The organism is Mesomycoplasma ovipneumoniae (genome assembly GCF_038095995.1).
GTDB lineage: Bacteria > Bacillota_I > Bacilli_A > Mycoplasmatales > Metamycoplasmataceae > Mesomycoplasma > Mesomycoplasma ovipneumoniae_F.
In genome coordinates this window covers 995,382-1,020,817 of record NZ_CP146005.1, presented here as the reverse complement: position 1 = coordinate 1,020,817, position 25,436 = coordinate 995,382, and the positions used below count along the sequence as shown (strand labels likewise).

Annotated in this window: 25 protein-coding genes; 1 reads left to right on the top strand and 24 read right to left on the bottom strand. The window is 30.0% G+C overall.

Annotation, left to right across the window (positions count from 1 at the left end; all coding sequences use genetic code 4):
* Positions 1-58 precede the first annotated feature (58 nt).
* The 24 genes from tyrS to V3249_RS03735 form a co-directional block, all read right to left on the bottom strand.
* Positions 59-1,303, bottom strand: a complete 1,245-nt coding sequence (gene tyrS / locus V3249_RS03850; protein WP_337896655.1) for a tyrosine--tRNA ligase — start codon at positions 1,301-1,303, stop codon at positions 59-61.
* Positions 1,304-1,326: 23 nt separating this feature from the next.
* Complete coding sequence (locus V3249_RS03845) at positions 1,327-2,154, bottom strand: deoxyribonuclease IV (RefSeq protein WP_337896654.1); 828 nt, start codon at positions 2,152-2,154, stop codon at positions 1,327-1,329.
* Positions 2,148-2,921, bottom strand: coding sequence for a Nif3-like dinuclear metal center hexameric protein (locus V3249_RS03840; protein ID WP_337896653.1), 774 nt, complete (start codon positions 2,919-2,921; stop codon positions 2,148-2,150). Before V3249_RS03840 ends, V3249_RS03845 begins: the two co-directional genes overlap by 7 nt.
* 6 nt (positions 2,922-2,927) lie before the next feature.
* Positions 2,928-4,304: an RNA polymerase sigma factor gene (locus V3249_RS03835; RefSeq protein WP_425355593.1), complete on the bottom strand. Its 1,377-nt coding sequence runs from the start codon at positions 4,302-4,304 to the stop codon at positions 2,928-2,930.
* A 610-nt stretch (positions 4,305-4,914) separates the two neighbouring features.
* A complete protein-coding gene (gene dnaG / locus V3249_RS03830) occupies positions 4,915-6,762 on the bottom strand; it encodes a DNA primase (protein WP_337896652.1) in 1,848 nt (615 codons plus the stop codon).
* A complete protein-coding gene (locus V3249_RS03825; protein WP_337896651.1) occupies positions 6,755-8,122 on the bottom strand; it encodes a glycine--tRNA ligase in 1,368 nt (455 codons plus the stop codon). The genes dnaG and V3249_RS03825 overlap by 8 nt, the downstream gene beginning before the upstream one ends.
* A 24-nt stretch (positions 8,123-8,146) precedes the next feature.
* Positions 8,147-9,469 (bottom strand): signal recognition particle protein, encoded by a 1,323-nt coding sequence (ffh, locus tag V3249_RS03820; protein ID WP_337896650.1) that lies wholly within the window; start codon positions 9,467-9,469, stop codon positions 8,147-8,149.
* A gap of 80 nt (positions 9,470-9,549) precedes the next feature.
* Positions 9,550-10,452, bottom strand: a complete 903-nt coding sequence (gene tsf, locus V3249_RS03815; protein ID WP_337896649.1) for a translation elongation factor Ts — start codon at positions 10,450-10,452, stop codon at positions 9,550-9,552.
* A gap of 21 nt (positions 10,453-10,473) precedes the next feature.
* On the bottom strand, positions 10,474-11,451 hold the full coding sequence (rpsB, locus tag V3249_RS03810) for a 30S ribosomal protein S2 (RefSeq protein ID WP_425355588.1): 978 nt from the start codon (positions 11,449-11,451) through the stop codon (positions 10,474-10,476).
* A gap of 151 nt (positions 11,452-11,602) precedes the next feature.
* Positions 11,603-12,088, bottom strand: coding sequence for a Holliday junction resolvase RecU (gene recU / locus V3249_RS03805; RefSeq protein WP_069099132.1), 486 nt, complete (start codon positions 12,086-12,088; stop codon positions 11,603-11,605).
* A 105-nt stretch (positions 12,089-12,193) separates the two neighbouring features.
* Positions 12,194-12,454, bottom strand: a complete 261-nt coding sequence (locus V3249_RS03800; RefSeq protein ID WP_044285688.1) for an ATP synthase subunit epsilon — start codon at positions 12,452-12,454, stop codon at positions 12,194-12,196.
* Positions 12,441-13,856, bottom strand: coding sequence for a F0F1 ATP synthase subunit beta (atpD, locus tag V3249_RS03795; protein ID WP_337896648.1), 1,416 nt, complete (start codon positions 13,854-13,856; stop codon positions 12,441-12,443). Before atpD ends, V3249_RS03800 begins: the two co-directional genes overlap by 14 nt.
* Positions 13,857-13,873: 17 nt before the next feature.
* Positions 13,874-14,704, bottom strand: coding sequence for an ATP synthase F1 subunit gamma (atpG, locus tag V3249_RS03790; protein WP_337896208.1), 831 nt, complete (start codon positions 14,702-14,704; stop codon positions 13,874-13,876).
* A gap of 26 nt (positions 14,705-14,730) precedes the next feature.
* Positions 14,731-16,254, bottom strand: coding sequence for a F0F1 ATP synthase subunit alpha (atpA, locus tag V3249_RS03785; protein ID WP_337896647.1), 1,524 nt, complete (start codon positions 16,252-16,254; stop codon positions 14,731-14,733).
* 19 nt (positions 16,255-16,273) lie between these two features.
* Positions 16,274-16,819, bottom strand: coding sequence for a F0F1 ATP synthase subunit delta (locus V3249_RS03780; RefSeq protein WP_337896646.1), 546 nt, complete (start codon positions 16,817-16,819; stop codon positions 16,274-16,276).
* Positions 16,820-16,822: 3 nt separating this feature from the next.
* Positions 16,823-17,371, bottom strand: coding sequence for an ATP synthase F0 subunit B (locus V3249_RS03775; protein WP_341517511.1), 549 nt, complete (start codon positions 17,369-17,371; stop codon positions 16,823-16,825).
* Positions 17,372-17,391: 20 nt separating this feature from the next.
* A complete protein-coding gene (locus tag V3249_RS03770; protein ID WP_252262564.1) occupies positions 17,392-17,700 on the bottom strand; it encodes a F0F1 ATP synthase subunit C in 309 nt (102 codons plus the stop codon).
* Positions 17,701-17,759: 59 nt separating this feature from the next.
* Positions 17,760-18,488 (bottom strand): F0F1 ATP synthase subunit A, encoded by a 729-nt coding sequence (locus tag V3249_RS03765; protein WP_157356078.1) that lies wholly within the window; start codon positions 18,486-18,488, stop codon positions 17,760-17,762.
* Positions 18,489-18,923: 435 nt separating this feature from the next.
* Positions 18,924-20,078 (bottom strand): DNA polymerase IV, encoded by a 1,155-nt coding sequence (locus V3249_RS03760; RefSeq protein ID WP_341517510.1) that lies wholly within the window; start codon positions 20,076-20,078, stop codon positions 18,924-18,926.
* Positions 20,079-20,125: 47 nt separating this feature from the next.
* Positions 20,126-20,551 (bottom strand): MHO_1590 family protein, encoded by a 426-nt coding sequence (locus V3249_RS03755; protein WP_044284107.1) that lies wholly within the window; start codon positions 20,549-20,551, stop codon positions 20,126-20,128.
* Positions 20,552-21,757, bottom strand: a complete 1,206-nt coding sequence (locus V3249_RS03750; RefSeq protein WP_318089010.1) for an MHO_1580 family protein — start codon at positions 21,755-21,757, stop codon at positions 20,552-20,554. It lies immediately after the preceding gene.
* A gap of 3 nt (positions 21,758-21,760) precedes the next feature.
* Entirely contained in the window at positions 21,761-22,123 is a 363-nt protein-coding gene (locus V3249_RS03745) for an MG284/MPN403 family protein (protein WP_044284109.1), read from the bottom strand.
* 65 nt (positions 22,124-22,188) lie between these two features.
* Positions 22,189-23,454 (bottom strand): GTPase ObgE, encoded by a 1,266-nt coding sequence (obgE, locus tag V3249_RS03740; RefSeq protein WP_337896644.1) that lies wholly within the window; start codon positions 23,452-23,454, stop codon positions 22,189-22,191.
* Between the two features lies 1 nt (position 23,455).
* Positions 23,456-24,178 (bottom strand): phosphotransferase, encoded by a 723-nt coding sequence (locus V3249_RS03735; RefSeq protein WP_337896643.1) that lies wholly within the window; start codon positions 24,176-24,178, stop codon positions 23,456-23,458.
* A gap of 235 nt (positions 24,179-24,413) precedes the next feature.
* On the opposite strand from V3249_RS03735, the gene recA reads away from it, so the two are divergent.
* Positions 24,414-25,427, top strand: coding sequence for a recombinase RecA (recA, locus tag V3249_RS03730; protein ID WP_337896642.1), 1,014 nt, complete (start codon positions 24,414-24,416; stop codon positions 25,425-25,427).
* Positions 25,428-25,436: the final 9 nt, after the last annotated feature.

The window sequence follows — 25,436 nt, the reverse complement described above, 5'->3', positions numbered from 1 at the left end:
TTCCCTTATGTAAATCAAGTTTTATTATAATATTATAAAATATTTTTTGTAGTTTTATTTAAATTAGCTCGAAAATAAAGAATTGTTTCTTGCCTTTTTTAATTAAAAAGAGGTTATTTTGATCAGCTAAACTAGTATTAATTTCAGAAGAAGATTCAATTTTTATGCCGTTAATTTCGAGAGCTTTATGTGAAATAAATTCATTTAATTCACGTTTTGAGCTAAAAATGCCTAATTCAATTAGGCTGTTTTGGTCAAAAAATTTTGCACTGAAATAGGGCAAAATTTTTTTTAGTTCTAACTTATCATTAAAAGTTATTTCAAAATAATTTATTTTATTAAATAAAATTTGGGTTATTTTTTCTGCAATTTCAAGCCCTTCTTGGCCGTGAATGTTAAAAACAACCTCTTTTGCCAATTCTTTTTGCAAAATTCGATCTTTTTTATTTTGATTGTGCAAAGAAATTAATTGCCTAATTGAATCCAGATCTAAAAATGACAGTCAGAGCATAATTTTTTCGGCCTGTGAATCACTTTGATTCAACAAAAATTGATATAAATTAAAAGGTGAATACATATTTTTGTCAAGCCAAATCGGTTTTCCAAGACTTTTGCCAAATTTTTCATTATTTTCATCAGTAAGCAAATTTGTTGTAAAAACAAAGGTCTTATCCTTATTTTTTAAGTTTGATTTTTTAATAAAATCAAGGCCAGTCACCATGTTACCTCATTGATCAGATCCTCCTGATTGGGCAATTATGTCGTGATTTTGGGCTAAAAATTTAAAATCTCACCCTTGAATTAACTGATAAGAAAATTCTGTATATGAAAGTCCAGATTCGATCCGAGAAGAAACAGAATCTTTAGCCAACAAATAAGCAATATTAATATTTTTACCAATATCACGCAAAAAGGTTAAAATATTCATATCTTTATAAATTTCAAAATTATCAAAAACAGGTAAATTAAACGATTTTAATTGATTTTTTATTTTTTCAGTGTTATTTTTGACACTTTCAAAGTCAAGTAATTTTCGCTCATTAGGTTTAAATGACGGATCGCCAATCATTCCAGTGGCCCCTCCGACAACAGCAAGAACTTTAATCCCAAAATTTTGAAGACGCTGTAAAAGATTTATTGAAATGTAATTACCTAAATGAAGTGAAGGCGCCGTTGGATCAAAGCCGATATAAATTCCATTTTCAGAAGAAAGATTTAAAAATCTATCAGGATTAGTGATATCTTTTAAAATTCCTCTTTGTTTTAACTCATCAAGAAAATCAATTTTATTTTTGTCAGACATAGAAAAACTCTCCAAAATTAGTGCTATTTTTTCAATAAAAGGGCGATTTCTTGATCATAAATTGGCTTATTATCAACATAAGGCGTTTCTAAAATTATTGGAATATTATCAAAAAGTGGGTCATGAACAATTTTTTGAAGAGTTTCAAGACCAATAAAACCTTTGTCAATATTGGCATGACGATCTTTTTTTGAACCAAGCGGATTTGCTGAATCATTTAGGTGAATAACTTTTATATGATTTATTATTTTAGTTTTTATTAATTCTTGTTGAAATTCAGCATAATTTTTAAGATCATAGCCAGCATCTCAGACATGACAAGTATCAAGGCAAACGCCAATTCTTTCTGAATTTAGGTCGTCAATTATCTCAACAATTTCCTCAAAACTTGAGCACATTTCAGTGCCTTTGCCGGCCATAGTCTCAAGTAAAATTTCGACATTTTTTGTTTTTTCAAGTATAACTTTAAGTGATTTTACAAGCTGATTTTTTGCTTCTGATCGTGTATAAGTTGTAAAAAAACCTGGGTGCAAAACTAAAAATTTTGCCCCTATAAAGTTCATTTTTTCGATCTCTTTTACCAAAAAATCAATAGAAAAATTAGCTTTTAATGGATTAGCCAAATTTAAAATATAAGGAGCATGAACGACTATATCAGCAGGCGGAATTTGCTTGGAAAATTCAGCGACATACTGTTCAAATTTATAATTTTCAGGTTGAGTTCTCATTGTTGACTGAGGTGGGCCTAAAAAAATCATTGCCGTATTTGCTTTATTTTTTAGAGAAATATCGATTGCACCAAAAAGGTAATCTGGTTTTTTGAAAGGTACATGTGATCCAATTTTTATCATTTGATTTTAACCTCGCTTAAAATTTCAGGTAATTTAAAACTGTGAATTTCGATGTTTTTAAATTTTTCTTGTAATATTTGGGCAATTTTATCAGTAAAAACTTGCTCAATAAGGTGGGGAATTTCTAAAACTTTGATTTTATGATGCTTGATCGTAAGCTGATCTGATCATTTGAGATCAGAAGTTATAACAAGATCGGCTTTTTGTTTTTTTGCTAAAAGACATGCTAAAATTCCACCTGAACCTGGAAGAATTGCCACTTTTTTTGGCAAAAAATCTTGTGAAAAATTAGCTCGAAAAGTCACTAAATTGCTATTTAGTGAAATTCTTTTTAAAATTTCTGAGACCTTTAAATTGTTTTCAATTAAAATGTTAAAATCATCAATTTTTATAGCGCCACTTGCATCTAGATCTCACTGGTTGGCGATTGAAAATGCAGTTTGGTTGTCTGTTGAGTCAAAATTCGTGTGGAGCCCGAGCACGCTAATTGAGTGTTTTTTTAGAAGGCTCGAAATTTTTCTCTTGTATGGCGAATTTTGAAATTCTTCCTTTTTTGTGGGATAAAAAAAGAAAGGATGATGGGAAATTATTAAATTATAATTATTTTTAATAGCAAAATCTAAAACACTTTGTGTAAGATCAATGCAAATAAGAACCTTAGAAATTTCAGAATCAAAAAAGAGATTTCAACCGCAATTATCTCAGTCTTGACAGTTTTCCAAGGGAAATTTTTCAAGCAAAAAATCGCCGATTACTTTTGTTTTCATACTTTTTTAGTTAAAATCACGTAGTGACCATCTTTTTTGAGGGGTTCTTAATTTTTTAAGAATTTTACCCTCTATTTGACGTACTCGCTCCTTTGTAACGCGACGCATGGCAGCTAATTCTTCAAAACTATGAGCTTGATATGGGACACCATTTTCATCAACGCCAACTCCATAACGGCGTTTGATAAAATCTTTTTCGTCATAATCAAGCGTTGACTCGATTATTTCAAGTAAAACTTTAGCCTTTTCCTCGCGCTCGGCATATTCAGCTGGCGAAATTAAATTTTCATCCTTAATAAAATCAGAAAAAGAGCTATCTTCTTCTTTCCCAATTGCTTTATCTAGCGAAATCGGGTCGACATTTATTTTTTTAATATAACGGACTTTTTCGGCTGTAAATTCAGGTCCAAGACGCTGAGCAATTTCTTCGGCTGTTGGATTTAGCCCTTTTTCTTGCTGTAATTCTCGCTCAGCTTTGTTAATTTTATTAATAGTTTCGACCATATGAACCGGAATTCTAATTAGTCTTGCTTGATCAGCCACAGCTCTTGTGATTGCCTGACGAATTCATCAAGTTGCATAAGTTGAAAATTTAAATCCTTTAGTGTGGTCATATTTTGAAACGGCCTTAATAATTCCTAAATTACCTTCAGAAATTAGGTCAATAAAATTTAAGCCACGGTTTTTATAGCGTTTTGCACTGTTTACAACCAGTCTTAAATTACGTTTTATTAAGGTATCACGAGCTTTTTTACCGATTCGACCTTTAATTTGCATTTTACGGGCCAGTTCTTGTTCTTCTTCTTGACTTAATAATTTTCCGTATTTTCCGATTCAGCGCATGTATCATTTGATCATGTCGTTTGTGTCGGTAAGTTTATTTCGGTAAACATCGTCACTGTAAACTTTAGGTTTGCGAAATTGACTTGAATTTTCATCATTGATATAATCAAGATCGTCAATATCTTGGATTCTTAGTGATTCATCAACTGAGTGACCAAATTCCATTTCGCCACTGTCATCTTGGCCCAAGTCGTCAAAATCTTCTTGGTCATCAAGTCTATCATCTAGGCTCAAATCTTTGTCATCGTCTAGATTGTCAAGATTTTTCTTTGATTTATTTTTAGAATTTTTTTGACCAATTTGATCAGCAAAATCTGAACTTGAGACATCTTCAAGATCTTCTTTGTCTAATTCATCGCTAATTATTTTTTTCTGCATTAAAATTTGAAAAAACTCGTCTAATTCGTCCTCTGAAACTGAAAGGTTTAAATTTTCAATATATTTATAAACATCTTCGTGACTTAAAAATACATTTTCAGCAATTTTTTTCGAACTTTTTTTCGTTGTTTGCTTTTGTTTTTTTTCTAATTGTTCTTGTAACTTTTCAATAACAAACTGATATCGTGACTCGGGGCTATTAGCTGATTCTGAAAGATTATCTGAATTTTGCAGTTTTTGGTTTTCTTCAAAAAGTTCTTTATTTTTGGAGGTTTTTTGCTCTTTTGCTGTTGTTTTTGTTTGTTTTGTCTTTTTTTTGGGTTTTTCTAATTTTTCTTGCTCTGATTCTAAAAACTCATTATTTACGGCTTTAGATTTTACGGTTGAAGAAACTTTAGCTTTTGCTTTTAAAGTTTTATTAGTTGAGTTAATATTTTTTGATAATTGATTTAAAGTTTTAGTTCGAAATGCCTCAATACTTTTTAGAAAATCAGATTGATGCTTGGTTGTTTTAATAACATTAAAAAAATTCTCAATTTGTTCATATGAGTTTTTTCTTTTTTCATTAACAATAATTTTTTTTGAATTTTTAGTGTTCAAACTGTCAGAATCGACATTCAAATTTAAATTAGAATCTACCTGGACTTGCTCCTTTGTTTTTTTACGTGAAGTTTTTACCTTTTTTTCAGCGGTTTTAGTTGCTGACTTTGTAGATTTTTCAGAAAAACTATAAACTTTTTGGGAATTTTTAGGTTCTTGTATCGCCAATTTATTACCAATTTTCATTATCGCCGCTCCCTTGAATTTCGTCCTTATACATATCAATTACAAAATGATTTTCATTATATTTTGAACCTTGATGTAAATTTTCGTTATTTTCTCTTTTTCTTTTTTGATTAATATCATCAACAGAGTTGTCAACGTCTTCTATTGTTTTTTCATGTATATTAAAATTTATAAAGTAATCATCTGATATTTGTGAATATTCTTTTCGTAAATATTCTTTTAATGAAGCGCCTACTTCACGAATTTTTTGTTTAGTTATCTCGCGAATTTCGCGATTTTTTCTATCGCTAGGATATAATGTTTCAACAAACCTATTATTAAGTGGATTTAAAAATTTAAAATTTAATGTTTTAAAATGTTTAAATTTTTCCTGATCACCTTCAAGAAAATCCTTCAAAATAATTAAAAATAATCTTAACTCAATATATTGAAGTGGATCTGCCTGGTTTTCATAGCTTTTCCTTTTATTTACTTGTCTATTTTCATAAAGATCTCAATCTTTTTCAAGTTCCGGAGTAGATTTAGATGGATACTGAATTTGTTTTATTCAGCGAAAAGCACTTTTTTCAATACCTAAGTCCTCATAAATTTTTTTCAAAAAAACGCCTAGTAATGGGTTATTTTGAGCATTTAAACTTTGTAAAAACGGTGTAAATTTGTTGACAAATTCGGTAATTTCATCACTAGAATTTTCTTTGATTTGATTTTTGTAAAAATTATAGGCAAAATCAAAGCAATTTTTGCGGTCTGAAAGTTTTTCTAAAAAACTCTCGGCACCAAAATTATTTAAATACTCATCAGGATCTTTTCCGTCAAAACCTGATATAATGTAAGTTTTAATTCGGTTTTGCGAAAGTATGAGTGCCGATTTTAAGGTAGCCTCAAGACCAGCCCGATCACCATCAAGGGCAATGACAACTGTAAAATTATTCAATAATTCACAGTGTTTTTTAGTCAAAGAAGTACCCATAAGCGCAATTACATTTTTAATATTGACCTTGTAAAATGCAATAACATCAAAAAAACCTTCAGTAATAAAAATTTCTTTGGGATTATCAGCGATTGCGTTTTTATAATTGTAGAAAATTTCAGATTTAGAAAACAGCTTACTTGATGGTGAATTTAAATATTTTGGTTCACATTTAGTATTAGGCAAGCAACGGCCCGAAAATCCAACAACTTTTCCTTCTAAATTTTCAATAGGGAAGACAATTCGATTTTGAAAAAAATCAAAACCTTGTTGATTTAAAAGTGAATAATCCTTCAAAGTTTCCTCATCAAATAATTTTGAATCAACAAGTCGCGGCTTTAAAAATGAACTTGGCGCAAAGCCGATTTTAAATTTTTCAATAATTTCGCGACTTAGTCCTCGCGAATTTATAAAGTTGTAAATTTCCAATTCTTGTCGGCTTTTAGGGCTTTTTTTAGCTCTTGATGCAATTGTAAGTAGCTCTAAAAGATAAAGTGAGACTGAATTTTCAAAAGCGCGCAATACTTGAAGTTCAATTTCAGAATAAACTTTTTCAGGGGCCAAATTATTTGCTAATTCAAGTTTTAAATTGTATTCTTTGTTAAGATATTCAACAGCTTGAAAAAAGTTTAAATTTTTTCAAAGCATTACAAAGCTAACAATATTTCCACCTTTTTGACAAGAAAAACACTTAAAAATTTGCTTAGAAATTGAAACTGACAGTGACGGATTTGTGTCCTCATGAAATGGACAAAGTCCAACAAATGTGTTTCTTCCATTAGGTGAAAGCTGGATTGCTTGTGAAATTAGTCCGTAAATATCGGTGTTTTTTAAAATATGAGCTAAAATTTGCTGCTTATTCATTTGAAGAATTTTCCTCTATAAATTGGATAATTTCGGTGATTTTTATTCTTTTTTGTTCACAAGTATCGCGAAATCTGATTGTTACACTTTGATTTTGAATTCCCTCTTCATCGACTGTAATGCAAAAAAAAGTTCCGATTGAATCTTGATAATAATATCTTTTGCCAATAGTTCCTGTGTTTGAAAAAGTTGCAGCAACTCCGTGGCTCACAAGCGTTTTTCATATTTCTTCTGCTTGCGGTGAAAATTTCTTTAAAAGCGGTAAAACCGCAACTTTATATGGACTTAAAATGAAAGGAAATTTAAGAAAATAACGGTCTTTTTCGATGTCATGAACAAAATTTTGTTCTAAAATCGCTAACATAAGTCTGTCTAAGCCAATCGATGGTTCGATTATATACGGTAAAATTTTTTGACCGGTTGCAGAATCGACAAACTCAAGATTTTCGCCACTTTTAGCCATATGATTTTTAAGATCAAAATTTCCACGGTTGGAAATTCCAATTAGTTCACCTCAGCCAAAATTAAAAAAATATTCAAAATCAGTGGTTGCTTTTGCATAATGGGCTAATTTTTCTGGTTGATGGTTGCTAATTCGGATTGAATCGGGCGAAAAACCTAATTTGGTTAAAAAAAGTTGAACTTTTTCTATTTCAGAGTGAAAAATTTCATCGGCTTCTTCAGGTCTGACAAAAATTTCCTGTTCTAGTTGAGTAAATTCGCGGGTCCTAAAGATGAAATTTCCAGGTGAAATTTCGTTTCGAAAAGATTTTCCGACTTGAGCAATTCGAAGAGGCAAGGTGTTTTTAGTAAATCTTAAAAGTGATTTAAAATTTATAAAAATTCCTTGAGCTGTTTCAGGTCGCAAATACAATGTTGTTTTTTCATTTTCAACAACACCTTGTTCGGTTTGGAATAAAAGATTGAAATTTTTAGGAATAGATCAGTCGGTTTTTGATCCATCATAATTTTCAATTTTAGCCAAATATTGCTGAATTTCTTGTTGATTTAATTTTTCAAAAATTAAATTTGGAAAAATATCTTCAAACAAATGGTCAACACGATAACGTTTTTTATTAATTTTATTTTCAACTAGTAAGTCGCTAAAATTTTCAAGATGACCTGAGGCCTGTCAAACTTTTGGGTTTAGCAGAATTTTTGTGTCAATAAAAAAGGCATTAAGATGTTTATTTATGAAAAAATCAGCCCAAAAATTTTCAATATTTTTAGCTAAAAGAACACCAAGGTGGCCATAATCATAAGAATTTGCTAAACCTCCATAAATTTGGGAACTAGGAAAAATAAATCCTAAATTCTTTAGATAATTAATAAAAAATTGGTAGTTTTCAAATTTGGCCATAATTTATCCTTTTAATTTTCATTTTTATTTAAAAAATGAATCAAAATTAATATTTTTTGTTGAAAATTCAGACATTTTTTTGGACATTGATTCAAACTCATTAATTAAACGGTTAAATTCAGCACCTGTTCGACCTGAACCGCGAATAATTCGATTCCTGCGAGATGGATTTTTTAAAAGTTTTGGTTTTTTGCGTTCTTCATAAGTCATTGATGAGATTAAAATTTTATAAAGTTTCATTTTTTGCTCAACTTCATCAATCTGACTTGCGTTAATTTTGCCCGATAATCCAGGAATCATTTTTATTATTTTCGAAAATTTTCCAATTTTTTGAATTTGAGCAAGACTATTTAGGAGGTCATCTAAATTAAATTGACCAGAAAACATACGATGAGACAATTTTTTAACGGTTTGTTTGTCAATATTTTCTTCGGCCTGTTCTATAAGTGACATCACATCGCCCATACCTAAAATTCGATCAGCGATTCTGTTGGGGTGAAACAGTTCTAATGCAGAAATTTTTTCACCTGAACCAATAAATAAAATCGGAATTTTAAGCAAATGTGTAATTGAAAGAGCCGCTCCTGCACGTGCATTTGAGTCTAATTTTGTAATAATTGACCCGGTTAAATTAATTTCTTTATGAAAAGTTTCGGCCACATTTATTATATCTTGACCAGAAAGAGCATCAAGAACAAAAAGAATTTGATCAGGTTTTACAGCTTTTTTAATTTCAACTAACTCAGTCATCAATTCAGAATTAATTGAAAGACGACCGGCGGTGTCAAAAATAACAAGGTCATAATTGTTATTTCTGCTATAAATTAGGGCATCTTTTGCGATTTCAACAGGAGTTTTTTCGATATAAAAAACATCAATTGAAACTTGTTTTCCTAATTGTTTCAATTGATCAATCGCCGCAGGACGGTAAGTATCACATGCTACTAGTAAAATTTTTTTTGAAAAATTTTTTTGACGAGCATAAACTGCGAGTTTTGCCGTAGTTGTAGTTTTTCCTGAACCTTGAAGACCAACTAGCATTATTGTTGTTGGATTTTTAGCAAAATTAATAGGTTTTGCACTAACTCCAAGAACTGAAACTAAATTTTGGTGTAAAATTTTCAAAAATTCTTGTTGGGGATTGAGTTTGGAAGTCAACCCGTTTGTTAAAACCTGATTTTTTACCTGAGCAATAAAGTTTTTGACAACTAATAAATTAACGTCAGCCTCAAGTAAAGCAAGACGAATTTCACGAATAATTTCTGCTAAATCTTGCTCATTAATGGTCACAGATTTTTGAATTTTTTTTAAAGATGACTGAATTCTATTGGTCAAAAAATCTAACATTTTAAAAATAGAAAATTTTTCCTAAAAAAACAGGAAAAATTTTATACCTTTCTTTATATTTTTTGATTTTAAATTAATAATTATTTAGCTTCTTTTATTTGTGAATTAACTTCTGTATAAAAATCCACAGCTTGTTTTTCGATGCCTTCACCAACTTCAAAACGAACAGCTTGGACTAATTTAGCAGAATTTTGTTCTAAATATTTACCAACAGAAATGGCGCTATCCGTTGCTAAAGGTTGAAATTCAAGAACGAATTCTGACAATTCTTTTTCAATCTTACCACGTTTAATTTTTTGCTTGATTTCTTCAGGTTTCTTTTCAAAATTCTTATCTAAGGCAAGTGAATCTTCAACTTTTTGAGTGATTTCTGCAAGTCTTTCTTGAGGCAAATCGGACTCAAAATTAAATTCTGGTTTTAGAGCTGAAACATGCATAGAAATATCTTTTGCAACAGTGCAATTTCCGCCATCTATAACAACAACAGAAGCAATTTGTCCGTTAGAATGTGTATAAAGTCCAACTTTTTGTCCTTCTAAAATTTTGGTTTTTAGCACCCGGCGCAAAGTGATTTTTTCACCCATAGTTGCGGTAGATTCGATTAACATTTCTGCAATTGTACGGGAATCTTGATTTTTAATAGTCAAAGCTGTTTCTAAATTATCAAAGTCATTTTCTAGAAGTAATTTGGCAATTTCACCTTGAAGTTTTACAAAGTTTTGGTTTTTAGCAACAAAATCTGTTTCTGAATTAAGTTCGAAAATTAAAGCATGTTTTTCACATTTAGTTGCTAAAACTAAACCTTCTGCGGCAATACGGTCAGCTTTTTTTAGTGCTTTTGACTTACCATTTTCGTGAAGTCATTTAATAGCACCATTTATTTCATAATCAGAGTTTTCAAGAGCTGTTTTGCAATCAACAAAAGGAGCATCCGTAATTTCTCTTAATTCTTTAATTTTTGCTAATTTATCTATTTTTAACATTTTTTACTCCTTTTTTATTAATTATGCAATTTTAGATTCGCTAGACTGGCTAGGATTTTGTACTTTTTTATCGCCTGGTTTATTTTTTGATTTATCAAATTTTTCAAATTTATCGAATGAATTACGGCGAAATCTTTGTTGTTTTTGCTCTTTTTCAGGATCTTCAGGCAAAATAATTTGCTCATCAGGCTGATATGCAAAAAGTTTTTTGCCACCTTTTGCTGATGAAATTGCATCAGCTAAAATAGTAAAAATTAATGTGATTGATTTAGTTGAATCATCATTTGCTGGAATTCCAAAATCAACCAAAGATGGATCAACATTTGAATCTGTTATTCCGATAATTTTAATTCCTTTTTTACGGGCTTCCTTAACTGCGATTATATCTTTTAAAGGATCGGCAACTAACATTATTAATGAAAAAAGTGGAACGTCTTTTAACCCTTTAATTCCGTTAAGATTTTTTTGTAATTTAGCTAATTGTTTTTGTTTTGAAAGTATTTCTTTTTTTGTATAACCTTCAAAATTTTCTGCTGTTTGTTGTTCAAGTTCTTCCATTGCTTTAAGACGTGACAAAATTGTACGACTGTTTGTTAAAGTTCCGCCTAATCAACGACCAGAAACGTATATTGAATTTGTACGGATTGCTTGTTCTTCAATGGCTTTTTTTGCTTGTTTTTTTGTACCTACAAAAATAAATTTAGCACCTTTTTGGGCAAATTTTTCAACTAATTTATAAGCAATTTCTAACATTTTTTGAGTTTTTAAAACGTCAATAATGTGAGTTTCATTACGCTTTTTTTTTAGTAAAAATTGTGCCATTTTAGGGTGTCACTGTGATGATTTATGACCAAAATAAACACCCGCTTCTAATAGTTTTTGCTTTGAAACAATAGGAATTTCCGCTGAGTTTTCAGTAGAAATTTCACCAATGTTTAACATTTGGCTATCTTTTTGTTCGATATTTTGGTTTTGTTTAGCTGTTGTTGCCTTATCCATGTAATATTTCCTTTTGTTTGTTGTTTCTACTTAAAATTTCTAACAAATAGAACTTAAAAAAGCACATCTATCTGAATCCATTTTAATGATATTTTGAGCTAATATAAATTAAAAATTAAATTATACCATAAAATTAAAAATAAACAATAAATTAAATCATTTGATCAATATATGCAATAAAATCAATGATTCCAGGGTATGTAAGTGCGATTTCTATCCCTTCTTTTTCTAAAAAATGAGCAGAAATTGACTTTTTTGAAAAATCGATTTTGTCTACACTTAAAATGTAAAATTTTTCAAGTTGTTTGAAAAAAATGATGAAAAATGCACAACCAAAATGTTTTCTAATTTTATGTAGATAATTTATTTGATGTTCTGGAATTTGCTTTAAATTTAAGACGTTTTCGTTGGTACTTTTGGCTTCAAAGGCGACAAAAATTCCTTTATAAATTCCATAATAATCAACGGTTGACTTTTTTAATACAAAAGCATCATTTAAGGTCAAATCTTTTTGAACAGCTTTAAAACCAATATCTAGATTTTTTTTGTGAAAAATCGCAATGTCGTTTTGATAATAAAATTCAATTGTGTTGTTAATAATTTTTTCAAGAAACATTCCGCGGTTTTTATGATTCATATTTTTAATTAAATTTTTAAGCTTTTTTTGACCAAAAAAGGAAAAAAATGGGAAAAACAAGCAATTTTTCTCATTTTTAGCCTAAAATTTAAAAATTTATTAATATTAAGCGGGATGCAGCTCCCCCTGGGTAAAAATTAAAACCTCAGATTTAGAAGCATATATAACACCGTCGGTAATTCTAAATTTGAGTTCTTCTTTTTCGTTTAAAACATACAAAACCGATGGTGAAATTATTCCACAAAAAGGTGTGATTCCGTATTGGGCAACACGGTATCCTAGTTGTGTTTTTGCAGTAACTGAAACTGGCTGGGATTCTAAAATGATTCCTTTTTGACTAAAGATTTTAAGATTAATTGTTTTCACTTCATCCCATCTTTTTTGCCTTTTCTAATGCTTGATTAATTGTCCCAACGTATAAAAATGCTTCTTCAGGGACATTATCAAATTTGCCAGATAAAAGTTCGCTAAAATTATTAACTGTGTCTTCAATTTTAATGAACTGGCCTTCAATTCCTGAAAATTTTTGCGCCACAAAAAACGGCTGGGATAAAAAGTTTCGAATTCGGCGGGCTCTTGCGACAACTTGTTTATCTGACTCACTAAGCTCATCAACACCCAAAATTGCGATAATATCCTGTAATTCCTTAAATCTTTGCAAAATTTGAACTACTTTTTTAGCTACTTCATAATGTTGTTTTCCGACAATGCTAGGATCTAAAGCTCTCGAAGATGACGCTAAAGGATCAACTGCAGGATAAATTCCAAGAGCAGCTATCCCACGGTCTAAAACTGTTTTGGCATCAAGGTGCGAAAATGTAGTTGCAGGCGCGGGGTCTGTGATGTCATCAGCAGGAACATAAACGGCCTGAACCGAAGTTATTGAACCCCTGATTGTCGATGTAATTCGCTCTTGAAGTTGACCCATTTCAGTTGAAAGTGTCGGTTGATAGCCAACTGTCGATGGAATTCTACCTAAAAGTGTTGAAACTTCTGAACCAGCTTGGGTAAATCGAAAAATGTTGTCAATAAAAAGTAGAACGTCCTGATTGTCTTGGTCACGAAAATGTTCGGCCATTGTCAAGGCAGAAAGAGCAACTCTCATTCGGGCACCAGGAGGCTCGTTCATTTGACCAAAAACTAAGGCAGTTTTGTCTAAAACACCGCTAGCTTTCATTTCAAAATAAAGGTCATTCCCTTCACGAGAACGCTCACCTACTCCAGCAAAAACTGAAAGTCCACCGTGTTTAGTTGCTATATTATTAATAAGTTCTTGAACTAAAACGGTTTTTCCGACTCCGGCTCCTCCAAAAAGACCGATTTTTCCACCTTTTACAAATGGAATTAATAAATCAATGACTTTAATTCCTGTAACTAAAATTTCACTGACAGCTTTTTGTTCTAAATATGTCGGGGCTGCTGAATGGATAGGTTTTTTTTCAACTGAATCAAGAGCCGGACCACTATCAATTGGATTTCCTAAAACATTGAACATTCGTGATAAGACTTGATTTCCAACCGGAACTGAAATTTGTGAACCTGTGTCTTTTACTTCTAAACCTTTTGATAAATTATAAGTCATTGACATTGCAATTGCACGGACAATTCCTTCGCCTAAATGTTGGGCAACTTCAAAAACGATTTTTTGATTGTCAACTTCAACTTCAAGGGCTGAAAGAATTGCAGGCATATGCTCGTTTGGAAATTGAACATCAATAACAGGACCAAAAATTTGAACTATATGACCTATATTAATCTGTTTTTTCATTATTTTACCTACTTTTACTACATTTTTCCGCTGATAATTTCGATAATTTCTTGAGTGATCATCGATTGGCGGCTTGAGTTTATTTCAAGTTCTAATTTTTGAAGAATATCTTGGGCATTATCTGTTGCACTTTCCATTGAAGTTCGACGAGCGGATGTCTCAACTAATTTAGATTCGATAAATATTTTTTCCAAAAGTGATTTTATATAAAAAGGAATTAATTTTTTGAGTACTTCAACTGCACTGGGTTCAAATTCAATTCCGTAGCCCTCTTGTTTTGTTTTATTTTTTGCAAAATCAAATAAGTTAATAATATTTGGCTTTGATTGAATTATATTTATAAATTTATTATAACAAATGAAAATTTTTTTATATTTTTTTTCAGAAATTGCCTTATTTATTAAGTTTGTCACTTGAATAATTGGTTCAGAAAAATTCGTCTCTTCAACTCCGGGAAAATATTTGATAATATTTTTAGGATACCTTAGTGATATGTAGTTATAAATTTTCTTGCCAAAAATAATGATTTCATCATTTTTTGTTAATTCAGGAGTAATTTTTTTCAAAATTTGATTATTAAGCGCGCCACAAAAACCTAAATTTGAACCAAAAATAATGTAAAGATTTTTTTCAGAGTTTGATGCTACTAGCTCCTCAGGTGTTTTGCATAAATTTGCCAAAATATTTTGCATAATATGGTCTAAATTTTCAAAATATTCTTGAGATGACTTAAATTGACGTTTAATTTTGGGAATTTTTGAATTAGCTATCATTTCCATAACGCCAGTAATTTTTTTTATATTTTGAATTTGGATAAATCTTGCGCGAATTCTATTTAATTTAGGCATTTTTGCTCTCTTTTATAAAAAACCAATTAAAAACTTCGACCTGAATTAAAATTTTCAATCAATTTTGTTACTGAATTTAAAATTAAATTTAAATCGTCAGTTTTTAAATTAACATTATGATCAATTTTTTCTAAAATTGACTTAATTTCAGAATCTGTATCTAAATATTTAAGAAAAACTGACTTAAAAGATTGCATAGATTCCAGTTGCAACTGATCAATTAGATGTTCTCTAATTAAAATTAACAGCATTATTTGCTGAATTTGGGAAAAATGTTGCTGATTTTCTTGCTTTAAAAGTTCATAAATTTTATTCCCGCGATCAAGAATTAACTGCGAACTTGGTCCTAAATCAGATCCAAATTGTGCAAAAGCTTTGAGTTCATTATATTGTGCCAGTTCTAATTTTAATGATGAAGAAGCTCATTTCATCAATTTAGATTGAGCTGCTGAACCTACCCGCGAAACTGAAAGACCTATATCAATTGCCGGTTTTTGCCCAGAATTAAAAAGATTATCACGAACAAAAATTTGACCGTCGGTAATAGATATAACATTTGTAGGAATATAAGCTGAAATATCGCCGGCTTGAGTTTCAATTATTGGCAAAGCGGTGATGGATCCGCCACCTGTTTCATCAGATAATTGTGATGAACGCTCTAAAAGATATGAGTGCTGGTAAAAAATATCCCCAGGAAAAGCTTCTCTTCCAGGTGGTCTTCTTAATAAAAGTGAGAGCGTTCTATATGCAATAGCATGTTTTGATAAATCATCATAAATTATCAAAACATCTTTGCCTTTATGCATTCAATATTCGGCAATTGAAGTTCCAGAATATGGGGCTAAATATTGTAAAGGTGATAATTCACTAGCTCCTGAAACCACAACTGTTGTATAGTCAAGGGCACCTTTTTTTTCAAGAAGGGCAACAATTTGGGCTACACTTGAATTTTTTTGGCCAATTGCAACATAAACACAATAGACATTTTTGCCTTTTTGGTTCAAAATTGTGTCAATAGCGATTGTTGTTTTTCCAGTTTGACGGTCGCCAATTATTAGCTCACGTTGTCCTTTTCCAATTGGAACTAGTGAGTCAATTGCTAAAATTCCGGTCTGAAGTCCACGATCAACACTTTTTCTGTCCATTATTGAAGGTGCATTTGTAAAAATTTCAGATTTTATATTATTGTCAAATTCACCTTTTCCATCAATTGGATGACCAAGAGCATTAACAACACGGCCTAAAAGTTGATCGCCAACTGTAATTGAAATGACAGACTTTGTTCTTTTGACAGTTGAGCCCTGAAAAACAGAGTTTTCATTCCCCATAATAACAACACCAATTAAATCTTGCTCAAGATTTAGCGCAATTCCAAAAACACTATTTTCAAATTGAACAAGTTCACCAAATTTTACTTTTTCAATCCCGGAAACAAGCGCAACTCCATCTCCAACAACAATAACTTTTCCAATATCATCATGTTGGATTTTGGATTCGAAATTTTTAATTTCATTTTTAATTATTGCGGTTAAATTTATATCTTTATTCATGTTAAAAAACCTTTAAAATTTATATATTTTTTATAAGTTTCTGCTTGAGCGAGCGCAACTGTGATGAGAGTGAATGTTCAAAAATATGGTTATCAATGCTTATTTTGATTCCAGAAATTAATTTTGGATTTACTTTTGGTCGTAAAACTATTTTTTTGTTCAGTTTTTGGGAAATTAAGTCTTCAAATTTAGCAATTTCTGATGGTGACAGTGGAAATGCGCTTTGAATTTGACCCCAACTTTGGCCTAAATGAGCATTTGCAAGCTTTATAAATTTAATTAAAATTTGATTATAATGTGAAAAAAGATTGTTTTTGCATATTACTTTAAGAAAATTTATCATATAAGTGTCAATTTTTGATTCAAAAATTTTTTCTATCAAAGTATATTTTTCACTTTTTGAAATAAAATGTGACGTCAAAATCGAAATTAAAGAAGGATTGGCGCTAACTAAATCAATTATATAAAAACTATCATTTATAAATTGATCTACTTTTTTTTCAGATATTGAAATTTCTAAGAGCGACTCAGAATATCCATAAATATTTTTTACCTGTGGGTGCATTTTTTATTCTCTAATATTTTTCTCAGATTTTAGTAAATTTTCTAGGTCTAAAATCATTTTTTCGTGTAAATCTTTGTTGTTTTGCTCTTGATTTATCAAGAATTTTTTACTTATATCAGCGGCAACATTAATAATATTTTCCTGATATTTTTTTACAATTTCTTTTTCATATTCGGTTAAAACTTTTTGACCTTCAGAAATAAGGCGATGAGCTTCTTCGGTGGCTTGTTTTTTAGAGTCTTCGATAAGCTTATTTGCCTCAAGTTGAGATTCATGTTTTAAATCAATGCAATATTGCTTTGTTTCTTCTAAATGATTTTGCGATTGTTTTGCTAATTCTTTAGCTTCATTATTTGATTGAATTGTTGAGTCGATGTGATTTTGGAGAAAATCTTTACGTTGTTTGATATATTTTTTAAGTGGGCGATAAACAAAATAAGTCAAAACCAAAAATAAAACTAAAAAACTAACAAGTGTTGCAGCAACTACATAAACATTAGGGATTATCCCTTTAAACAATTCGCTTAATGATTGATTAATACTTGGTTGCATTTCTTACAAATTTTTTGGAATTAACCTTGTACGAAAATTAGGATAAAGGCAATTAAAAGCGCGTAAATTGATGATGTTTCTGCAATAGCTGTTCCAATTATTAACACACGAAAAACTTTTTTTTGTGCTTCAGGATTTCTTGCAATAGCATCACAAGCTTTTCCAACAGCATAACCTTGACCGGCACCAACACCGATAACTCCGATCATCGCAAGTCCAGCGCCTAAATATGCAAATGCAGTCGCATTTAGTCCTGAATTAGCAGTGTTAGTAGCAGTTTCTTGAAAATTTTGAACAACTTTTTGCGAGAAATTTATAACAGATTCCATTTTTTTCCTTTTGTTTATAATAAATCTATAATAACTTAATTATTTTGTTTCCAAAATAATTAAGTTTGAACAATGTTCAATGTTTTTTGTTCAGTTTTTTGCTTTTGTGGCGGGTGAATTACTTCCATTCCTCAGTATGAAACAGTTAGAATTACAAAAATAAATGACTGTATCAACGAGCCGATAATATCAAAATAGATAAGAAACGGTGGGAAAATTAATACAACCGGTAAATTAAAATTACCAAAAGCACCTAGCGGGATTTTTTGGTAAAGTCAAAGAACACCTGAATAAATAATCAAAAAGAAAACAGAACCAGAAATTATGTTCCCATACATCCTAAAAGAAAGTGAAATTAATGGAGCGGGCGCCCCTATTATTTTGAGTGGATTTTTTGCAAATTCAAGTATATAATATCTTTTTGCAAAAATTGATCCAACAACAAAAATCCCTAGTCAACTAATTATCGCCAAACTTAGGGTTACTGAAAGTGAAGTAGAAATTGGTTCAAGACCTGCCAGTGATAATAAATTACCTAATAAAAAAAAGGTAAAAAGAGAAAAAATGTAAGGTTTTGCTTTATTTACATAACCTTCACCGGAAGACTCAACCAGATCATCAATGAATAAAAAGTATGATTCTGCAAATAAAACTATTGCTGAAGGAGCTTTATCAACTTTTGCTTTTTTTATGTGAAAAAAGATAATAATTGATAAAATTATTACAAAAACTACTAAAATAAAAAGAGTAAATAATTGCGGTTGATTTCAGTGTGAAAAAAAATCCATTTTTACTCCTTTGTTTTTTTATGCTTTGATAATAAAAAATAAATTATAGCACTAATTGGAAAAATTGTATAACCAAAAATAAAAGAAATTATATTTATTGGTCCAAGTAAAAAATCATAACTATTTTCAGCAGCTATTTGAAATGATTTATTAATAAAAAAAATAGCTATCAAAATTGCAGCTTGGAACAGAATTAATATAATATAAATAAAAAAAGCAAAAAATGAAGAGGTTTTTTCTTTATTTTTTGCTTTTTTTGTTATGGCACTAAAAAATAGGTGTTTTGAAAGCAAAAAGGATGCAACACTAAAAAAAGAGAAAAATCATCCTAAAATTAGTGTGTAATTTCAAATTGCAACCAAAGATAAAATCAGGGCAATTGCTAAAAAAATCTTAAAATAGAAGTAATAAAAATATTTCATTGCTTTAAATGGCCTAATTTTTAAATGATTTTAGCACAACTAATTTTTTTAAACCTATTTTTCTATTTACACTTGCGATAATATTTTTAACTTTTGGACTTGTATTTAACACACTTATATCATAATCAGAAATTTTTGACAAGCAAATTCCAAATCCTGATAATAAAGAAAAATCTTCGATTTTGTTTGCAAGCGCAATTAAATTATTGTACAACAAATCATAATTATTTGAAGGTTGAGATAAATCTGTAAAAAAACGGTTTTGTTCTTTGTTTTTTAGCTTAAAATATACTTCAACACGGTTTGTCCCTTTATTAAACTGGTCTAGTTTGGCGACTAAACTTGGCAAAAATTCTGAAATTAAAAGTAGTGTTTCTGTTTTTGTTGGACTGGCATAATGCGAAAAAGTGCGAAAATGTGAGACACTTTTGAAATTTTCGGGCTTGTTTGAAACAATGTTGTCCCCTGTTGAAGTTAAAGATTGAAAAAATCCATAACGCTGAACGCCTAAAACTTGAATAATTTTTTCATTATCAACTCCAGCGTTTACTAGATCACTGATGGTAAAAATTCCAATATTTTTTAGTTTTTGAGCTGTGGACATTCCTATTCCAAAAAGTTTTTCGATTTTTTGGGAATAAATAAGTGGTCTTATTTTATCCCTTGGAATAACAGTGATTTTTTCTCGTGTGTGTTTGGCTAAATTAGTGGCCATTTTTGCTAATAATTTATTATGTGAAACGCCGATTGAAATTGGTAGTTTAAGTTCTTTTTGCACTTTTTTCTTAATATAGTACAACATTTGGTAAATTGTCTTAAATTTTCTAAAATAATCAGTTAAATCCAAAAAACACTCGTCAATTGAGTAAATTTCAATTTTTTTTGTAAAATTTTTAGTGATAAAATCAAAAAATTGCCTTGATAAAAAGCGATAATAAGCCAAATTTGGTTCAATTACGACCAAATTTGGGATCTTTTTTTTAATATATACGGTTTTATCTGTGATTTTGAAGCCTTTTTCTTTAACCTCTTTAGAAATAGAAACAGCCATTGCAAAATCCTCTTTTCGAGAAATAGCAATTGGCTGGCCTTGTAATGTTGGATCAAGTCTAATTTCTGATGAGACAAAAAAAGTATCAATATCAATGTGGGCAATTATTTTTGGCATATGACAAAAATAATTATACTATTATTTTATTTTTTTACAATTTAGCACTAAATATCTTGATACAGGCTAATTTTATAATTTCTATTTAATTTATTCTTTTTATATTTTCAGAGAATTTCTATATAAATTGTTTGCTGATTTTCGTCAATTTTGTACCGAAAATTCAAAGATCCAAATGATACTTTAACTTTTGAAATAATTTCTTTGATAACATTTTCAACTAATCACTCATCAATGTAAACTTTTCCTTGTTTTACTTTTATTGTATCGTAAAAATCATTAGCATAAATATTGGGGAAAACATCGTTTTCTTTGTATTCTGACTCATTTTTGACTTCAAAATCTAGCTGTTTTTTTAAAGGTGATAATGATTTTTCAACTCTTGAGTTATACAAGTATCAACCTAGAATTCCGCCGCCGACAATAATCCCTGTTGCAAAAAGGCCTGATAAAATTTTAGCAGTGATTTGCATCTATTCTTCTAACTGATTTTCTTCATCTTCTTTAAAATTAGTAAAAGAAAGATCTCTAAGCTGCTCGATTGTTAAAAAATTTGTTGCAACATATTTAAAATCTTGATTAGAAATTTTAATTTCATCAGATTTTATAAAAGGAGTTGGATAATTTGTGATTTTCAGACGGTAAATTCCTTTTTTCTTTTCATAGTCAATCAATTTTTTGTGTATTTGTTGTGAAAAACCAACACTGATTTTCTCAAAATCAGAATTAATTGACATTTCAACTTTTGGATTTAAGTATCCTGAAAAATTATAAGGAATAATGAATCCTTGTTGGGAAATTTGTGAATTTCCACTATAAACAACCCGTTCTTTTGAATCATAAAAGGTACTTGAAGTTATAAAAATATCCCCAATTATGTATTTTCCCTCGACAATTTCAGGTTTTGTGTTTTTATTATAGATATCTGGGCGAAATTGGAAGGATAAATTTAAAAAATTTTTTGCTGCTGTGGCTGATTTTATTGGCAGATTTGTCAATTTTAAGTCAGAAATATTGATCTGGCGATCGATATTTCCGGCATGAAAAGTCTCAGGATCAACCCCAACCTTAAAAATATTTATATTATGTTTTTCTTGAATAAATTTAACAGGGAAAAAATAAACTGTTTGTTCGTCGATTTTTTCATAAGTTTTAGAAAATTCAAGCGAGGCATCAGCTCCTAAATTTGCCATTTTTATTGACTTTAAGAGTTTAAAGCCAATCCCTTGGTTTTGGATAGAATATTCTTTGCGTACATCTGAAAAGTTGCGGATTTTTACCACATTATCAAGCATCATTTGTTGCTCGTTATGTTTTGTCAAATACACTAAAATATTATCTATTTTTTGAAATTTGTCAGCATTATCTTTACTTTTTTCGCCATCAAGACCGCCAAAAGTAAAAATTGCTTGATTAAATCGCTCGGGTAATAATTCTAAAACTTTTGGGCCTGCAGGAATTGAATTATTTACTTGAACATAAACATCCACTTTTCCCGGTATTTTTGAAAAAACAGTAACAATTACTGTATATCTGTTTGAAACAATGTCGCGCTCGATTTTTACAAATTGTCTAATTCCATTAGGTGATGAATTTGATGCATAATTAAAAGAAATTTGGCCATAGCTTCTTGCAATTTGAATTTCAGGGCTTTGGCTTGGAATAAGATCTAAATTCATAAACTAAAGATTTAAAATTATAATAAATTGGTCGATTGCTTTGTGCATATTTTTATAATATGTTGATTTAGACCAGTATTTTTTAATTCAGTTACGGTCATTATCGATAAATTCTTTGATTAAAAGCTTGGTATATCTAGGTTCTAAGAGTGAAAGAGCTCTATCAATCGCTGAAATTGGTAAATCATCATTTTTATTTGTAATTCCTAAAGTTTCATAAACTTTTTCTTTTTGTGAATGGAGTTTATTAGTTTTATGGTATAGGAATAAAAAAGCAACTAGTGATTTTTTTTGAACAAATGTCCATTCTGATGGATCTTTTAATTTTTTACGCAATGATCTTGCAGGTTTACGGAAATCATCCATTTTTATATCTCCTGTAAAAATTAAATTAAATTACCTCAAAAAAATTAATAAATGGTCAAAATATTTTAACTTCATTGAAATTCAAAATTATAAATTTTAACAGTGTCCCCTGATTTTATTCCTAGTTTTAAAAGTTCATTTCACAAGCCGATATTTTTAATTTTCGAGTTAAATCTAAAAATATTTTCCTGAGAATTTAATGGTATTTTATTAACTATTTTTTTAATTAACTCGCCAGTAACCTCGTAAAATCCTGGAAATTTATTAGTAATTAAAAATGGTGCCTCAAGATTATATTCAACAAAATCTTCCTCTTTTTCTGTTTGTTCAATATTTTCGGTTTGATTTGCTTGCAAAATAAGTTCAAACATTTTTCTTTTTATATTTTGAATTTCAACACTATTATTTGAAATCAAACTGGCTTCAATTACGGGAATTTCGGGAAATTCTTGTTGAAAAAGCTCAAAATTTTTTTTAAAACTGGGTAAATCAGATTTATTTGCTATTATTATTTGCTTTAGTTTTAGTAATTTTTGGCTAAAGTTAGCTAGCTCGGCGTTAATACTTTTAAAATCATCAATCGGGTTTTTTTCCTGGCTGCCAAAGTCAATCACATGAGCAATTGCACGGCAACGTTCGATATGCTTTAAAAAAACAATTCCCATTCCTTTTCCCAAACTTGCTCCTGAAATTAAACCAGGTAAATCTGCAACAACAAATGAATCATTGTAAGATTTGACCATGCCCAGTTGCGGAACAATTGTTGTAAATTCATAATCAGCAATTTTGGGTTTAGAGTTAGAAATTAATGACAAAAGTGTTGATTTTCCGGCATTTGGTTTACCAACCAGACCAATATCAGCCATGACTTTGAGTTCAAGTTGAAGAACTAATTTTTGACCTTCTTCACCGTTTTCAGATATTCGAGGTGCTTTATTTTTTGAATTCTTAAAACGGGTGTTGCCCTGACCGCCTTTGCCGCCACGGGCAATCAAATATTTTTTTTGAGTAACTACATCACAAATCAAAGTGTTTTTTGAAAACACTTGTGTTCCAAGGGGGACTTTTACAAAAATATCCTTGCCATTAGCTCCGGTCCTGTTTTTTGATCTACCATTTTCACCGTTATTTCCGAAAATTTTTTTAGTATAATAAAACGGAAATAACGAATTTAGACCAGAATCTCCAATAAAATAAATAGAACCTCCATTACCACCATCGCCGCCATCTGGCCCACCTTTATCAACATGAGCCTCTCTGCGAAATGATATTACCCCATCACCGCCCCTACCTGCTTGAATTTCTATTGAAACTTGATCAATAAATCTCATTTTATTCCTTTCATAATTTATATTGTTCATATAAATTATCTAATTTTTCCATGTAAGGGGTGTCGTCAAAGTATTTAGTTTCTTGAGCATTTACTCATAAAATTATAAGGTAAAGAACGAAAATTCTATGTAATAATATTAATTTATAATTTAGTTTTCCATAGAAATTAAGGAAAATTTTTTCCTGATCATCATCTAACCTTGCTGATTCTATAAAATATGCAAGATCAAAATGTATGTCGCCTTGTGATGCATATTCTCAATCTAAAAAATAAATTTTTTTGTCTTTTTTAACCATGTTCATTAATCACAAGTCATTATGAAGTGGTTTGGTTTTATCCATATTTACCAAAATTTCATTGATAAATGGGTTATATTTTTCGATTGTGGGGTTTTTTATCCCTTTTTCAGCTAGAATTTTTAAATATTGTTCTACCCGAAATGCATGGTTAGATGGTGGAAAAACTAAATTTGAATTATGAATTTCCCTTAATTGATAAGCGATTTTTTCAAGCGATTCAGCGGTAATTTCAACATTAGATCCTTCAATTCATTCTCAAATAATCACTTCTTTTGAATCAGATATTAGTTTTGGAACAAAATCAAAATTTGATAAAATTGAATAATCAATTTGATGGTTCATTCCATTATAAACTTTTTCTTGAATAAATTGTGAATCCTTGCGAAAAGATTTATTAGTAAAACCAATGGAAATTTTTTTCATGCTATAAATTTTATTAGATTTTTAGGATTTTAAGCTAATAATTCTTGCTAGGACAAAAATAAATGTTTCTTTTTCCGCCCTAGCGTACTATTTTAAGAAAAACTGCTAATTTTTTCTTAAAATAGGAAAATTGGTCGATTTTTCCTACTTTTGAAGTTTTTTTACAAAAAAAATTAAATTAAAATAAGAAAAAACAAGAAAATTATTTATAACCCAATATTTAAAAAGGACAAAAATGACTGAAATTAACGATAAATCACTATTAAAACAAGCTTTAAGTGATATTAAGAAAAAATTTGGAAATGAATCTATCATGGTTTTAGGTGAAAAACCACCGATTGACACTGAAGTTTTTTCCTCTGGAAGTATGGCCATTGATATGGCTCTGGGAATTGGCGGATTCCCAAAAGGTAGAATTATTGAAATTTATGGGCCTGAATCATCAGGAAAAACAACTATTACTTTGCACGCGATTGCCGAAGTTCAAAAGCGCGGCGGAATTGCAGCATTTATTGACGCTGAGCACTCGATTGATTCTCAATATGCAAAAAATTTAGGAATCGATATTGATAATTTAATTCTTTCTCAGCCAGACTCAGGTGAACAAGCCCTTGATATTGTCGACACATTGGCAAAAACAAAAGCTATTGACTTGATTGTTGTAGACTCGGTTGCCGCTTTAGTGCCAATGGCAGAATTGCAAGGTGAAATGAAAGATCAAGTAATTGGGGCTCAAGCTCGACTAATGTCAAAAGCGCTTCGAAAAATAACTGCATCATTAAATAAAAACGGTACAACAGTTATTTTTATCAATCAAATTCGTGAAAAAGTAGGAGTAATTTTTGGAAACCCAGAAACAACACCAGGTGGAAGAGGACTAAAATTTTATGCTTCAATTCGGCTTGATGTTAGAAAAGTTCAACAAATTTCAACAGGAAATGATATAACAGGGCATAGTGTAAAAATAAAAGTTGTTAAAAATAAGCTTGCAATCCCATTTAAAACAGCTTTAGTTGAAATTGTTTTTGCAAAAGGTATTTCAAAATCTACTGAACTTATTCATTTAGGAGAAGAATTAGGAATTCTTACCAGAAAAGGATCATGATTTGCATATAATGGCGAAAATATTGCTCAAGGAAAAATGAATTTGAAGCTGTTACTTGAAAATAATGAAAAATTATTTAATGAAATAAAGGAGCAAATTACTGAAAAACTTAACGAAAATCAAAAGGAAAGTTCAGAAATATAGTAAAATTAT